The organism is Serratia sp. A07, assembly GCF_058725505.1.
This window is the reverse complement of sequence record NZ_JBZXDO010000009.1, coordinates 160,747-175,785: the sequence shown is the minus strand read 5'-3', so window position 1 is coordinate 175,785 and position 15,039 is coordinate 160,747. Positions and strand designations below refer to the sequence as shown.

Sequence of the window (15,039 nt, the reverse complement as noted above, 5' to 3'; positions counted from 1 at the left end):
CTTACAGGCGCATCAGCTGGCGAAACTCTTTCACCTTGCTGCGGCTGACCGGCACTTCAAACTCAAGATCGCTCAGCCGCAGAATGTAGGTATTGTTGAACCAGGGCACGATCTCGCGGATCTTCGCCAGGTTAACGCAGTAAGAGCGGTGGCAGCGGAAGAAATGCGCTTCCGGCAGCCGGCCGTAAAACTCGGTGATGTTCATCGGCATCACGAACTCTTCCCGGCGGGTATAGACCCGCGTCACCTTTTCATCGGCGGCGGCGTAGTAGATGTCGTTGATGTCGGTAACGATGATCCGCTCGTCTTTGATCAGGTTGATGCTGTGGCTGCCACGGCTCGGCGCGCTGGTCGGTTCCGCCCCACCGGCGGGGCGCTGATGCAGCGCCTCCAGCTTTTGCAGCATGGTGACGATGCGCGCCTCGTGATAGGGCTTGAGGATGTAGTCGAACGCCTCGATCTCGAATGCTTCCACCGCGTGCTCTTTATAGGCGGTGATGAACACGATCGACGGGCGATGCGCGAACTTGCTGATGTTTTGCGCCAGCAGCACGCCGTCCAGCGACGGGATGTTGATGTCGAGGAAAATGGCGTCGACCTGGTGGGTTTGCAGGTATTTCAGGACGTCGAGGCCGTCCTCGAAGCTGGCGACGATATCGATATTGCTGTGTTTTTTGATCAGGTAGCTGAGTTCTTCCTGCGCGAGGAATTCGTCTTCCACGATAATGGCTTTCATGAGGCCTCCCCGACCGGCGGCGCGCTCGCTTCCTGATGCAGCTTGCCGCCGTTTTTGCTGATGTAGAACGCGATTTCGGTGCCTGGCTCCAGGCGGCGAATATGCAGCCCTTCACCGTACAGCAGCGACACGCGGTGGTGCACGTTGAGCAGGCCGATATTGTGGCCCGGCATCTCGTTGCGCGCCACCCGATCGATGGTTTCCTGATTGATGCCGTGGCCGGTATCCTTCACCGAAATCTTCACCCGATCGCCTTGATCTTTCACCGCGATCACCACCACCCCTTTACCCTTGCAGGGCTGGATGCCGTGCACGATGGCGTTCTCCACCAGCGGCTGGATCAGCAGGCTCGGAATGCGCACCGAGACGTCGTCGTCGATGTCGTAAATCACCGTCAGCTTGGCGCCGAAGCGCGCCTGTTCGATGGCGATATAGTCCTGAATCTGATGCAGCTCCTTGCGGATATCGATCAGTTCGTCGTTCAGCTCCAGGTTGTAGCGCAGGTAGCGCGACAGGTTAATGATCAGTTGGCGCGCGGTGTCCGGATTCAGGCGGATAGAGGAAGAGATGGCGTTCAGCGCGTTGAACAGGAAGTGCGGGTTAATCTTGCTCTGCAGCGCACGCATTTCGGCCTTGTCCGCCATCTGGCGCAGGTGCTCGATGCGGGACACTTCCATCTGCGTGGAGATGATTTGCGACAGCCCGACCGCCATCACCTTCAGCGTGTTGGTGATCTGGTGAGCGTGGCAGTAGTAGATTTTCAACGCGCCGGTCACTTCGCCTTTTTCCCACAGCGGCACCACCAGCTGCGAATGGATCTGCGGCGCCGCCGGGTTTTCCAGGTTGTTCTTGATGATGATCTTGCCGTGGCGAATGCTTTCGCGGGTGACGCGGCTCAGCCCTTCGCGGCCGATCGGGTAGGCTTCGCGCCCTACGCCGACGTAGGCCAGCACCTGATGGGTATCGGTGATCGCTACCGCATCGGCGCGGATGTCCTGGCGGATGATATCGCAGATGGTGGCCAGCGATTCGCTGTTGATGTTGCGGAAATAGGGCAGCGTCTTGTGGGCGATATCCAGCGCCAGCTTGGCCTGGCGCGCGGCGATCACCTCTTTTTCATCCTCGACGCTCTGCACCAGCAGCACGATCAGGCCGATGCACACCGTGCCGAGGATCATCGGCAGGGCAATCTGCGACACGATGTCCAACCCAAGCTCGGTCGGCTTGGCCCACAGCACGATTAGCAGCATGGTGAGGGATTCGCACAGCATGCCGCCGACGATGCCGGCGCGCCAGCGCTGCTCTTTTTTCACCTTGAGGTTGATGTAGCCGGCGCTGATGCCGGCGATGATGCTGGTGATAAGACAAGGCACCGACGTGATGCCGCCGATATCGATCAGATAGCGGTGTACCCCGGCGACGATGCCGGTGACGATCCCCACCCAGGGGCCGAACAGGATGCCGCCGGCCATAATGGCGATGACGCGCACGTTGACCAGCGATCCTTCGACGTTGATGCCGGAGTAGGTGCTGAACAGCGCGAACAGCGAGAAGATCGCCGTGACGATGCCGAGCTCGAGCGGCGTATGGTCTTCTTTTTGCAGCAGTTGGCGGAACAGCCGGGTGCGGGTCAGGAAAAACAGACAGATCAACATCAGCGCGGCGCGATCAAACACCGCCAACAGCATTTCAAAAAAAGGGTGCACGACGGGTTCTCGCTGCGGCCTACGGATGGCGGCAGTATACCACAGCGAAAGGGGCCCGTGGCGCGCGCCACGGGCGGGGGGATCAGCCCATGCCGAGCTGCGTTTTGCCCAGCGGCGTCAGCAGGTCGGCGGTGGCGCGGCCGTCGAAATCCACCTCGAAATCGTCGGGGGCGAAGTCCGGCGGCGTTCTGCCGTCGATAAAGCTCGGCAGCTGGCGCTGCAGATAGGCATCGTTTTTCTCGCAGCCCGGCGCGGCGGCGATGTACATCACGTTGCTGTCGAATTCGCCGTTATGCTCGTTCTCCACCGCGTGGATCACGTCGCAGTGCCAAAAGACCGTGTCGCCCGGCTCCAGATCGGGAATAGGGGAAATCCCACTTAATAAAAGGGGATGCCACTTTTCCGAGATCGACAGCGCGCGGCCCGGCGCCGCATCGCACAGATCGTCGTCGGCGACGTCGTCCTGCAGTGCGCGCAGCAGCACATAGGCCATGGCGTTGGCGATCGGTACCAGGTTCAGCGTGCCGGCGTTGGTGCGCTGCGGCGTCAGCGCCGTCCAGCCCTGGAAGGTACGGAACATCGAGCAGACCGCCGGGGAGGCTATCTCGCGCACCTCGGTGCGGCCGTCGGCGGCGAAGGGGTCGTACTGCTGCCAGTCGCCGGAGAAAACGTGGCGATACACATAGCGGAAGTTTTCGTCCAGCCAGCGCTCGATGGTGCCGCTGTCGACGTGCGGCGACAGGCCCAGCGACGAGGAGTTCGGCGGGCGGCGGCGGGTGCGATCGGCGTAAGTGGCGACGCGGGTCGGATCGAAATGCTGTTTGCCGTTGCTCTCGGTGGCCCACAGGCTGTTGAGGAACACCTGCACCGCATGCATGCGCGCATCCTGCCGCGCCTCGACCTGCGGTTTCGACCAATAGATGCCGTAGATCTGCGGTTTGCTGGCGGCCAGCTTGCCGAAATAGTTGTCTTCGGCGGCGTTTTTCAACCGCTCGACGAAGTTGTTGCGCTCAAGGTAGTCGCCGATTTCCCGGTTCCAGCCCTCGGCCTTGGCGCGGGGAAACACGCCGCGAATGGCGCAGGCGCCGCGCTGTTTGATCAGCGCTATCTGCTGCTCGCTGACGCGCTGCTGCAGGATATCTTCCGCGTCGATCTGCGGCACCGGATTGTGGCCGGCGGCCAGCTCGCGGCGGATCTGTTCGACCTGGCCGCGGATGTTCTCTTCCAGCGCCAGAAACACGTCGCGGTAGTTCGGCAATGCCTGGCGCAGCTGGCGTTTGACGTTAACGATCGTTTGCGGAATATCGTCGATGACTAAAGAGGCCATGGTGTTCTCCTCGTGCCGCATGAGTGACTGCGGCGAGCGGTTGTAGGGAATCGGGCAAGACGTTATGGTTTTGTGGTTTTAACGTGAATGATTATCGGCAACCCATCGGGGGAAATAAAGAAATATCTTTCATTCGTAAGTTCCTATTTTTCGTTTTTCGGAGATTTTATGAGGCTGGTCACTGAACGTCTGAGCTTGCAGTCGATAACCGCCGAGGATTGGCCGCTGTTTTTGCGCCTGTACCAAGATCCCGAGGTGATCCGTTACATCTCCGATCCGCGCAGCGAAGCGGAGATCCGCGCCCGGTTCGAGGAGCGGCTGCCGGCCTGGGACAAACACGGCGAGCAGTGGCTGTGCCTGGTGATGCGTGAGAAGCACAGCGCAGAGGCGGTGGGCATTACCGGTTTTCGCCCGCAGTGGGTGCCGTATCGGCAGGCGGAAGTGGGATACGGGAGTTTGCCTGCCGGGCAGGGCAAGGGCTATGGCAAGGAGTCGCTGCGGGCGGTGCTGGATTTTGCGGTGAACGCCTGCGGCTTTCACAAGCTGACCGCCACCGTGACCGCGGGCAACCTCGCTTCGCGCGGTCTGCTGGAATCGTGCGGCTTTCAGCTGGAAGGCACGCTGCGCGACAACTACCGTCTGGCGGGGCAGTGGTGCGACGACTGGCTGTTCGGGCTGCTGGCGGCGGAGTTTCAGGGCGGCAAATAAAAATATCGCGCCGGGTATCGACAAGCTCGTCGGCGCTGCGCTATGTTCGATATTCGGTCAGTTCGCTGGCCTGCGTCGCTCGGACGGTCCGGGCGCTAACGTCTATCGAGGAATCCCCTATGGCTGATAACAGTCCACAGCGCCGTTTCACGCGCATTGAACGCCTTCCCCCTTACGTATTCAACATCACCGCCGAACTGAAGATGGCCGCACGCCGTCGCGGCGAGGATATTATCGACTTCAGCATGGGTAACCCCGACGGCCCGACGCCGCCGCACATCGTGGAAAAACTGTGCGCCGTCGCCCAGCGCGACGACACCCATGGTTACTCTACCTCGCGCGGCATTCCGCGCCTGCGCCGCGCCATTTCGCGCTGGTATGCCGATCGTTATCAGGTGGATATCGATCCGGAAAGCGAAGCCATCGTCACCATCGGTTCGAAAGAGGGGCTGGCGCATCTGATGCTGGCGACCCTCGATCACGGCGATACCGTGCTGGTGCCGAACCCCAGCTACCCGATCCACATTTACGGCGCGGTGATCGCCGGCGCCCAGGTGCGTTCGGTGCCGCTGGTGGACGGCGTGGATTTCTTCGGTGAGCTGGAGCGCGCCATTCGGGAAACCATCCCGCGTCCGAAAATGATGATCCTCGGCTTCCCGTCCAACCCGACCGCACAGTGCGTGGAGCTGGATTTCTTCGAGCGAGTGGTGGCGCTGGCCAAGCAGTACAACGTGCTGGTGATCCACGATCTGGCCTATGCCGATATCGTCTATGACGGCTGGAAAGCGCCGTCGATCATGCAGGTGCCGGGGGCGAAAGACATTGCGGTGGAGTTCTTCACCCTGTCGAAAAGCTACAACATGGCCGGCTGGCGCATCGGTTTCATGGTCGGTAACCCTGAACTGGTCAGCGCGCTGGCGCGCATCAAGAGTTATCACGATTACGGCACCTTTACGCCGCTGCAGGTGGCGGCCATCGCCGCGCTGGAAGGCGATCAGCAGTGCGTGCGCGATATCGCCGAGCAGTATCGGCAGCGCCGCAACGTGTTGGTGAAGGGGCTGCACGAGGCCGGCTGGATGGTGGAAAATCCGAAGGCGTCGATGTACGTGTGGGCGAAAATTCCCGAGCCTTATGCCCACCTCGGTTCGCTGGAGTTCGCCAAACGCCTGCTGGCAGAGGCCAAGGTCTGCGTCTCGCCGGGCATCGGCTTCGGCGACTACGGCGATACCCACGTGCGCTTCGCGCTGATCGAGAATCAGGACCGTATCCGCCAGGCGGTGCGCGGTATCAAGGCGATGTTCCGCGCGGACGGGTTGCTGAAGCCGGGCAAGGCCGGCAGCGCCAAATAATGCTGTCAGGCCGGGCGTTCGCCCGGCCTTATTTTTTCCGTCCCAAGGTTTTCTTCATCATTTCCCCATTATGCTCATCTACGCTGAATTTTATTTTTTGGATAGAGTGTATGAGCAACCGCTACGCGCGATCGCAAATCGTTTTACATTGGCTGACGCTGCTGATGGTGATCCTCACCTATGCGGCGATGTTGCTGAAAGATTCGGTGCCGGAGGCGTGGGTGCCGATGGTCAAAAATCTGCACTTTAATTTTGGGGCTTCGGTCTTTGCCCTGATGCTGATTCGGTTGGCGGTGCGTTCTTTCCACACGCCGCCGCCGACCACGCCACCGCTGGAAGAATGGCAGGAGGTTGGTGCCAAGATCTTCCATTGGCTGCTGTATGTGGTTTTCCTGATGTTGCCGCTGCTGGGCATGTTAACCCTGGCCTACGGCGGGAAATCGTGGTCTTTGCTGGGCTGGCCGGTGCCGCAGTGGGTGATGACGGATCCGGTGATGCGCAAGCTGGTCAAAACGGTTCATGAGACGCTGGCAAACATCGGCTACTTTATCATTGGCGCACATGCGCTGGCGGCGCTGTATCACCATTATCTGCGCAAGGACGACACCCTGCGCCGCATGATGCCGGGCAAATGATCGCAAGCCGAAACGACAAAGGGACGCTTGCGCGTCCCTTTGGCTGTGTTCCTGGTCTGGCTGCTGTCAGGCAACCATCAACATGAAGGTGCCAACCCAGGCAACCAGCATGAATGACACGCCCATCAAAAAATATTTCACTGAACAACTCCTGTCTGGAGTCCTCGCCAGCAATGATCCCGATTGTTGTGCTGAGTATTTTATGGGCAACCTGCCTGTCGGGTGGGTTCTTCCAAGCGAAAGAACAACGGCCCCACGTACGGGTTGTCCGGTTGTCGCGCCTCATGCTCCGTGAGGTAAAATCCGAACCGCGACAGGATCGGCGCTAATGTACTCTCAATACTGGTCTGATTTCAATACTGTGTTTTTGATCACAATTTTCGGCTGTTTTTTGCACAGCGCGGACTGTTTTATAACGCTTTTTATGGGCAAGCGACAGGAAGTAGCCTGCCGCTACGGGTTTTAAAATCGGGGTATTGCAATGCGGTGGCAGGCGCTCAAGCGACGGCGTTGATGCCGGTCACCAAAATGGCCCAAAAAACGAGACAAGACAGCAGAATAACGGCCCAAATATGACGGCGACTCCACTCCATTTTTAGCCTTCGTTGTTGCGACAAGTGATTAGGTAACGATCATATCGGCGCACAATGGGGAAAATTTAGCCCCATCGGATAATATTTCGCTTACCTACCGCTAACTTATTGGCAAACTTCGCTTATTGTCACGCGCACTTCGTAGCCCAGCAGATACAGCGCCTGCTCCAACGCCTCAACCTTCGAGGCGTAGCCGAGATCCAGCAACCGCTCCATTTGCCCGCTGTTGAATCCCAGCTTGCGTGCCAGCTCCGCTTTGCCGGTGTTTTTGCGCAGCATGGCGTTGTGCAGTTCGATCTTCAGCGCCACCAGCGCCGGCAGGTGTACCCTCAAGTCATCGGTTTGCAGCGGGGAAGGAGCTGGCAGGGGCAGCCCTTCGTCCATCGCGGCGGCGATGGCGGCCAGCAGGCTTTCCTGCGCTTCCAGCTCGACGTCTTCGCGTTTATAGCAGGCCGATTGCCACTCGGGGAAGTCGTGGAAACCGATCTGCCAGGCGTCGCTGTCGCTATCGAAGGTGTAATGGGCGGGGTAGTGGCTGTACATGGCAATCCCTGATTGAAGCCTGAATGAGGCGCTATTGTGACGGCATGCCCGGGAGATAGCCAGCATGAACGTCGCCGTGGGGGAATTTAAATTGAAAGTAATAATTATTAGCAGGCAAATTTAATTTTCTTGTTAGCAATATTCTTATTATTTTTTACGGAAAGAAAGATTATTTAATTAGGTGCTTGGATTAACATCCCCATTAATGATTGATAATGAGAATTGAAATCAAATATCACGTCGGTTTTTATACAATTTCACATGAAGGGATGAAGATGAGAATATTGATCATGATAAAAATGTATATTTATGATTTTTATGGTTTTAATTTTTATTATTTCACTTTTTAACAATTGTGAAATTCCATTTTCATTCAGATATCACCTGGCTGCGGTATTCATCGGCAGATTTATAAAATACTCTTTTTAGGCAAAGGCGCATTCGATTCTATTTAAGCGTGCGCCAGACAGAAATATTCATTACTCCATGCTTATTACCCGACGGCCTTAGCCGATTTTTCGGGTGCCTGCTCGCATTTCCACTTTGCCAGGACAGCAGCTCACGGATTAAAGGAATACCTCGTGCCTAAAGTTAACTCGCGTTCGTTACGCTTTACCGAACGCCACGCCACCAAATATGCGGCGTCATTGCTGTTTATCGGTTTATCCCTGCCGGCCGCCGCGCTGGCGGATGAACGCTATGACGCGCTGATCCGTCAGGCCAGGTCGGGTGATACCGCGCCGGTGCTGGCGTATTTATCGCAGCGGCGCGCTCAGGAGGGGTTGAGCCTGCAGCAGCGAGCCGATTATATCCAGGTGGCCGGCTGGGCCGGCCACGATGAAGAGGTGGTCGCGCTTTGGCGTGCCGACGGCGCTGCGCTGCAGCGGGATAGCGCCAGTTTGGCGACGGCGGCCCGCGCCTATCGCAACCTGAAGCAGTGGCAACCATCGCTGCGCCTTTGGCGTGCGGCGTTGCAGCTCGCTCCCGCCGACGGCGGTCTGCAGCGCGGCTATGTGATGACGCTGGCAGATGCCGGGCAGGATGTGCGGGCGCAAACGGAAGCGGCAAAAGCGGAGAAGCTGCTGGAGCCGGCGACGTGGTATCTGACGCGCGCCTATGTGGACCAGGCCGCCGGCCGCAGCTGGGCGGCGCTGGAAAACGCCACCCATGCTCGTGCGCTGGCGCCGTCCGACACCGGAATTCAGGCTTATTACGTGACGCTGCTGGCGGCAAATCGGGTCGCGGATCCGGCGCTGCGTGAAAGCCAGGGGCTGGCATTGCCGCCCGCGCAGCAGCGCCGCCTGCAGACGGATGAAGCCGCCGAACTGGTGCGGCTGTCGTTTATCGATGCTCGCGGCGAACAGGAACGTTTCGTCATCGCCGACCGCGCGCTGGCGCGCTATGACCAACTGCTGACGCAGTGGCGGCCGCTGCCGGAGGCGCAGGACAGCTACCAACAGGCGCGTATCGATCGCCTGGGTGCGCTGCTGGCGCGTTATCGAATGGCCGACGTGGTGAGCGAGTATCAAACCCTGCAGGCGGAAGGGCGCACGGTGCCGGATTATGCCCAGCGCTGGGCGGCGTCCGCCTACCTCTATCTGCAGCAGCCGGACAAGGCGCAGGCCATTTTCGGCCGCCTGAACGCCGCCGCACCGCAGGCGGTGACCGCCGAAGACGAAACCGATCTGTTTTACGCTCAGGCGGAGAACGAACGCATCGATCAGGCGGCGTTGCTGGCGCAGCGCGTCAGCCAGCGCTATCCCTACGCGACCCGCCTGTACCAGCTGCCGACGCTGGCCTACAACGATGACTGGCTGGTCGGCCAATCGCTGCTGGCGCAGTCGCGGGTTTATCAACGCGATCTGGCCGAGGCCGAACGGCAGCTGACCCATCTGGCGCGCACGGCGCCGGGCAATCAGGGTCTGCGCATCTCCTTGGCCAGCGTTTATTTGGCGCGCGGCTGGCCGCGTCGCGCCGAGGATGAGCTGAAGCAGGTGGAAGGGCTGGAGCCGCGCAGCCTGCCGTTGGAGATCCAGCAGGGCTATGTCGCGCAGGAGTTGCAGGAGTGGCGCCAGCTGGATTTGCTGGCCGACGATGTCATCCAGCGCGCGCCGGAAAGCGTCGCCGCTCAGCAGCTTGAACGTTCGCGACGCATTCACCACATGTCTGAACTGCGCATCAGCGGCAATCAGGGCATCGATTCCGACGGGCCGGTCAGCGGCAGCCACGATTTTGGCATTCACGCCGCGCTCTATTCACCGCCGATCGACGACAACTGGCGGCTGTTCACCGGCTGGGGATTCAACACCGGCCAGTTCGACGAGGGCAAGGGCATCAACCGCGATCTCAGCGCCGGCGCCGAGTGGCGCTCGCGCGATCTGTGGCTGGAGGCCGAGGTGGCCAACCGCAACTACGGCCACGGCAATGAGCTCGGCCTGCGCCTCTCATCCTGGTATGACCTGAATGATCAATGGCGCCTCGGCGGTTCGGTGGCGCGCCTGTCGGCCGAGACGCCGCTGCGTGCGTTGACCAACGGCATCAGCGCCAACGGCGGCAACCTGTGGCTGCGTTGGCAGCACAACGAAAGCCGCGAGCTGCGCGCCAGCGTGGCGCCTTCGCACTTCTCGGACGGCAACAACCGGCTGGAATACGGCCTGGAAGGGCGGCAACGGCTGCTCGCCGGCGCCCGCTATCGGCTGGACATGAACCTGACGCTGTCCGGCAGCCGCAACAGCCAGGAGAACGTGCCGTATTACAACCCGAAGCGCGACTTCACGCTGCTGCCGTCGTTAACGCTCGATCACACCCTGTATCGCCATTATCAGACCGAGTGGAGCCAGCAGTTCCAGGCCGGTGCCGGCAGCTATTGGCAGCGGGACTATGCGCGCAAGCCGATCACCCAGCTGGGTTACGGCCAGCGCATCAGCTGGAACGGGGTGTTGGACGCCGGCGCGATGCTGCAGTTTGAGAAGCATCCGTACGACGGCAAACGCGAGCGGAACATCGGCGTGACGTTTGATCTGAATTATCGTTTTTAAAGGAATAATCATGCTTATTCGATCCTCGCTTTTCGTGTTGGCCGCGTTGCTGACCACCGCCTGCAGCCAGGCGGACGTGCCGCGCTTTACGCCGCCGGCGGAGCGCCCCGTGGGGCCGATGGAACGCCCGTGGCCGGCCAACCGTTACGCGGTGCTGGCGTATCACGACGTGGAAGACGGCGCGGCGGACCAGCGCTACATGTCGGTGCGTACCAGCGCGCTCAACGAACAGTTCGCCTGGCTGAAGCAAAACGGCTACCAGCCGGTGTCGGTCGAGCAGATCCTGCAGGCGCAAAACGGCGGCCCGGCGTTGCCGAACAAGGCGGTGCTGCTGACCTTCGACGACGGCTACCGCAGCTTCTACAGCCGGGTCTTCCCGCTGCTGAAGGCCTACAACTGGCCGGCGGTGCTGGCGCCGGTCGGCGTCTGGCTGGATGCGCCGGCCGGCAAGCCGGTCGATTTCGGCGGCCTGATGACGCCGCGCGATCGCTTCCTCACCTGGCAGCAGGTGCGGGAGGTGTCGGACTCCGGGCTGGTGGAGATCGGCGCGCACACCTACGCGTCGCATTACGGCGGCATCGCCAACCCGCAGGGCAATACCGAACCGGCGGTCGCCAATCGGCTGTACGACGCCAAACAGGGCCGCTACGAAAGCGAGGCGGAATATCGCCAACGCATCGAGAAGGACGTGGCGTTGATCACCCAGCGCATCACCGCCGCCACCGGTAAGGCGCCGCGCGTGTGGGTCTGGCCGTACGGCGCGGCCGGCGGCGTGGCGCTGGACATCGCGCGCAAGCACGGTTACCGCATGGCGCTGACGCTGGAGAACGGGCTGGGAGACGTCAACGCGCCTGAAAACGTGCCGCGCATGCTGGTGGCCGGTAACCCGTCGCTGACGAGCTTCGCCCAGCAGCTGACGCAGATACAGAACCGGCAGATCATGCGGGTGGCGCACGTCGATCTCGACTACCTCTACGATCCCGATCCGCAGCAGCAGGCCAAAAACCTCGACAAGCTGATCCAGCGCATCTACGACCTGCGCATCAATACCGTTTTCCTGCAGGCGTTCGCCGATCCAAAAGGCGACGGCAACGTGCGCGAGCTCTATTTCCCCAACCGCTGGCTGCCGATGAAGGCCGACCTGTTCAACCGGGTCTCCTGGCAGCTCTCTTCGCGCACCGGCGTGGCCGTGTATGCCTGGATGCCGGTGCTGGCGTTCGAACTGGGCTCTGACGTGCCGCGCGTACAGCGCCTCGATCCGCAAAGCGGGCAGCTGTCGGTAGACGACAAGCAGTACCGCCGCCTGTCGCCGTTCAGCCCGGTAGCGCGCCAGCGCATCGGTGAGATCTACGAGGATCTGGCGGCCCACGCCACCTTCAAAGGGATCCTGTTCCACGACGATGCCCTGCTGTCGGATTTCGAGGACGCCGGCCCCGACGCCGTTGCGGCCTACCGCCAGGCCGGCTTCGCCGATTCGGTGGCGGCGATACGCCAGGATCCGCAGCAGATGGTGCGCTGGACGCGCTTCAAGAGCCGGGCGCTGATCGCGTTTACCCAGTCGCTGACCGAGCGGGTGCGGGCGATCCGCGGCCCGCAGGTGCAAACCGCGCGCAACATCTATGCGATGCCGGTGCTCGATCCCGCCAGCGAAGCCTGGTTCGGCCAGAATCTGGCGGATTTCCTGCAGGCCTACGACTGGGTGGCGCCGATGGCGATGCCGCTGATGGAAAACGTGTCGCGCGCCGACAGCGGCCGCTGGCTGGATCAACTGGTGGGCAAAGTGGCCGCTTACCCCGGCGCGCTCGATAAAACGGTGTTTGAGTTGCAGGCCGTCGACTGGCGCAAGGAGCGCCGGATCAGCCTGGATGACGGTCAACTGCTGGCCGAATGGATGCGTCGCCTGCAGCGCAATGGCGCTCAGAGCTTTGGTTATTACCCCGACAACTTCCTCGACGATCGGCCTAAGCTGGATGCCGTTCGCCCGGTGTTGTCCTCAGCCTGGTTCCCACTGCCATGACCGATCGTTTAATTGCCTTATTTATTCTGTGTCTGGTGTTGAGCGTGCCTTTCGGCATCGTCCTGTTGTTTACCGGCGAAGTGCTGCTCAACTTCGTGTTTTTCTGGCCGTTGTTCATGTCCGGTATCTGGATCGCCGGCGGCATCTATTTCTGGCTGCACCGCGAGCGCCACTGGCGCTGGAGCCCGGACATGCCCGCGCCGGTGCTGCCGGGCAACCCGTCGATCAGCGTACTGATCCCCTGTTTCAACGAAGGGTTGAACGCGCGTGAAACCATTTCGGCGGCGATGGCGCAGCGCTATGAAAATATCGAAGTGATCGCCATCAACGACGGTTCCAGCGATGACACCGCCGAGGTGCTGGAGCAGTTGACGCTGGAGTTCCCCCGCCTGCGGGTGATCCATCTGGCGCAAAATCAGGGCAAAGCGATCGCGCTGCAGGCGGGCGCGGCGGCGGCGCGCAGCGAGTTTCTGGTGTGCATCGACGGCGATGCGCTGCTGGATCGCGATGCGGCGGCCTATTTGGTGGCGCCGCTGTTGGCCAATCCGCACGTCGGCGCCGTGACCGGCAACCCGCGCATCCGCACGCGCTCCACGCTGATCGGCCGCATCCAGGTCGGTGAGTTTTCGTCGATCATCGGCCTTATCAAGCGCACGCAGCGCGTCTATGGCCGCCTGTTCACCATCTCAGGCGTGGTGGCCGCGTTTCGTAAGCAAGCGCTTACCGATGTCGGCTACTGGAGCCAGGACATGATCACCGAAGACATCGACATCAGCTGGAAGCTGCAGCTCAAGCACTGGGCTATCTTCTTCGAACCGCGGGCGCTGTGCTGGATCCTGATGCCGGAGACCCTGCGCGGGCTGTGGAAGCAGCGCCTGCGCTGGGCGCAGGGCGGCGCCGAGGTGTTTTTAAAGAATCTGCGCAACCTGTGGGCCTGGGAGCACCGGCATATGTGGCTGCTGTTCGCCGAGTATTGCCTCTCTACGTTGTGGGCGTTCACTTACCTGGTCAGCGTGCTGATTTTCCTGGTCGGGCTGGCGGTGCCGCTGCCGGAGGGCATCCGCATTCACTCGTTGCTGACGCCGGCGTTTACCGGCCTGGTGCTGGGCGTGGTGTGCCTGCTGCAGTTCACCGTCAGCCTGCTGCTGGAGAAGCGCTATGAGAAGGGCTTCGGCCGCTCGCTGTTCTGGATCATCTGGTATCCGCTGGTGTATTGGCTGCTCAGCCTGCTGACCACGCTGGTGGCGTTTTCCAAAGTGATGTTGAAAGCTCGGCGCGGGCGTGCGCGCTGGATCAGCCCCGATCGGGGCATTGGGAGGATCAAAGAATGACGGACGTCCTGATTTATTCCGAACGCGGCCTGCTGCCGCGCGTGGTAGACAGCCTGTTGACGCTTTTTGCCTGGTGCGGCTTCCTTTATCTGTTCAGCCGAGGCCTGATGTCGGTGATGGATCAGCACGGGGTGGGGTCCGCCCTGTCGCTGCTGGAGGTGATCTCGCTGTATATCATTGTGGCGTTGTTCAATGCCGTCACGTTGATCGCCTGGGCCAAATACAACCAGTATTTCTCCCGCCGCAGGGCGGCCGGCCGCTGGCGGAAACAGCAACCGAACACCCACATCGGCTATATCACGCCGGAGTTAACCCGGCAGCTGCGGCATTTGCCGATCGCCGTGGTGTCCCATAACAGCGGCGGCGGCATCAGCCAGGTCAGCGGCAGGCTGACGGCGGCCGAACCGGCAGCGAACAAGGTGGTGCAGCTGCGTTAGTCGTCAGCGTTGCCGTCCGGCTTGCGGCGCAGCCCGCCCGGCGGCAACAGCAGGGCGCAGATCATGACGGCCAGGCTGAACAGCGGCAGCCAGCGCGCCACCGGGCCGGGGGAGTAGTTGTTGAGCACCGAGCAAACATAGCACGCCACGGCCAGCGCCCAACCCGGCAGGCCGATATCGTTGAGCCGAAACGCGGTTTTGGCCATAAACCACGTCACCAGGCCGAAACAGAACAGCGCCCAGACCATAATGCACAGCAGGTACAGCAATACCGAGACGAATTCCTCGGTATCGCCGTGCGCATGGGCGCGAAAATGGTTTTTATCCAGGTAGGTCGACAGAAACGACAGCAACACGATGCCAATGGCGAAGATCGCCAGCGAGAAAACAAAGGGTTTGCGCGAGATGCGCCCACGGTAAAGATCTTTGGCGAATTGTCCGAGAGATTCCATTACAGTCCATTGTCGTGATCATTGCGGCGATAGCCGGATGGCAAGCAGCCGGGCATTTTATCGGGGTAAAAGGGGGCGTCAAGGTGATAATTTTTCTCATTTAGTCGCGGTTGAGATTCCGCGCGGCCGCACCGGGCGTCCTTTCACCGTGCAAAACGTCACAATTT

13 protein-coding genes are annotated in these 15,039 nt (G+C 60.8%); 7 read left to right on the top strand and 6 right to left on the bottom strand.

The window, feature by feature from the left end:
- Position 1: 1 nt before the first annotated feature.
- From AC4PR2_RS12415 to AC4PR2_RS12405, 3 genes are all read right to left on the bottom strand, one after another.
- On the bottom strand, positions 2-736 hold the full coding sequence (locus AC4PR2_RS12415; RefSeq protein WP_060419911.1) for a LytR/AlgR family response regulator transcription factor: 735 nt from the start codon (positions 734-736) through the stop codon (positions 2-4).
- On the bottom strand, positions 733-2,424 hold the full coding sequence (locus tag AC4PR2_RS12410) for a sensor histidine kinase (protein ID WP_060419914.1): 1,692 nt from the start codon (positions 2,422-2,424) through the stop codon (positions 733-735). Before AC4PR2_RS12410 ends, AC4PR2_RS12415 begins: the two co-directional genes overlap by 4 nt.
- Positions 2,425-2,524: 100 nt before the next feature.
- Complete coding sequence (locus tag AC4PR2_RS12405; RefSeq protein ID WP_060419917.1) at positions 2,525-3,769, bottom strand: DUF1479 domain-containing protein; 1,245 nt, start codon at positions 3,767-3,769, stop codon at positions 2,525-2,527.
- Between the two features lie 168 nt (positions 3,770-3,937).
- Here AC4PR2_RS12405 and AC4PR2_RS12400 point away from each other — a divergent pair, with 168 nt between their 5' ends.
- The 3 genes from AC4PR2_RS12400 (at position 3,938) to AC4PR2_RS12390 (ending at position 6,461) form a co-directional block, all read left to right on the top strand.
- On the top strand, positions 3,938-4,477 hold the full coding sequence (locus AC4PR2_RS12400; RefSeq protein WP_197795840.1) for a GNAT family N-acetyltransferase: 540 nt from the start codon (positions 3,938-3,940) through the stop codon (positions 4,475-4,477).
- A 119-nt stretch (positions 4,478-4,596) separates the two neighbouring features.
- Positions 4,597-5,826 (top strand): alanine transaminase, encoded by a 1,230-nt coding sequence (gene alaC / locus AC4PR2_RS12395; RefSeq protein ID WP_016926818.1) that lies wholly within the window; start codon positions 4,597-4,599, stop codon positions 5,824-5,826.
- Positions 5,827-5,936: 110 nt separating this feature from the next.
- Positions 5,937-6,461 carry a cytochrome b gene (locus tag AC4PR2_RS12390; RefSeq protein WP_443014710.1) on the top strand — a complete coding sequence of 175 codons (525 nt, stop codon included), beginning with the start codon at positions 5,937-5,939 and terminating at the stop codon, positions 6,459-6,461.
- A gap of 66 nt (positions 6,462-6,527) precedes the next feature.
- Here the strand turns inward: AC4PR2_RS12390 and ypdK are convergent, their stop codons facing one another.
- A complete protein-coding gene (gene ypdK, locus AC4PR2_RS12385) occupies positions 6,528-6,602 on the bottom strand; it encodes a membrane protein YpdK (RefSeq protein ID WP_099782600.1) in 75 nt (24 codons plus the stop codon).
- Positions 6,603-7,159: 557 nt separating this feature from the next.
- Entirely contained in the window at positions 7,160-7,597 is a 438-nt protein-coding gene (locus AC4PR2_RS12380; protein ID WP_443014711.1) for a type II toxin-antitoxin system HicB family antitoxin, read from the bottom strand.
- 581 nt (positions 7,598-8,178) lie between these two features.
- Between AC4PR2_RS12380 and pgaA the strand changes: the two genes are divergently transcribed.
- From pgaA to pgaD, 4 genes are read left to right on the top strand one after another with little or no spacing between them, the layout of a single operon-like run.
- The gene (gene pgaA / locus AC4PR2_RS12375; RefSeq protein WP_492175165.1) at positions 8,179-10,635 is read left to right on the top strand and encodes a poly-beta-1,6 N-acetyl-D-glucosamine export porin PgaA; all 2,457 of its coding nucleotides are present in this window, start codon (positions 8,179-8,181) and stop codon (positions 10,633-10,635) included.
- 10 nt (positions 10,636-10,645) lie between these two features.
- Positions 10,646-12,652, top strand: coding sequence for a poly-beta-1,6-N-acetyl-D-glucosamine N-deacetylase PgaB (gene pgaB / locus AC4PR2_RS12370; RefSeq protein WP_060419930.1), 2,007 nt, complete (start codon positions 10,646-10,648; stop codon positions 12,650-12,652).
- Complete coding sequence (gene pgaC / locus AC4PR2_RS12365) at positions 12,649-13,983, top strand: poly-beta-1,6-N-acetyl-D-glucosamine synthase (RefSeq protein WP_492175164.1); 1,335 nt, start codon at positions 12,649-12,651, stop codon at positions 13,981-13,983. Before pgaB ends, pgaC begins: the two co-directional genes overlap by 4 nt.
- On the top strand, positions 13,980-14,420 hold the full coding sequence (pgaD, locus tag AC4PR2_RS12360) for a poly-beta-1,6-N-acetyl-D-glucosamine biosynthesis protein PgaD (protein WP_060419934.1): 441 nt from the start codon (positions 13,980-13,982) through the stop codon (positions 14,418-14,420). The genes pgaC and pgaD overlap by 4 nt, the downstream gene beginning before the upstream one ends.
- On the opposite strand, the gene AC4PR2_RS12355 is transcribed toward pgaD, so the two are convergent.
- Positions 14,417-14,872, bottom strand: a complete 456-nt coding sequence (locus AC4PR2_RS12355; protein WP_443014436.1) for a DUF805 domain-containing protein — start codon at positions 14,870-14,872, stop codon at positions 14,417-14,419. The two genes, pgaD and AC4PR2_RS12355, sit on opposite strands and share 4 nt — an antisense overlap.
- Positions 14,873-15,039 lie beyond the last annotated feature (167 nt).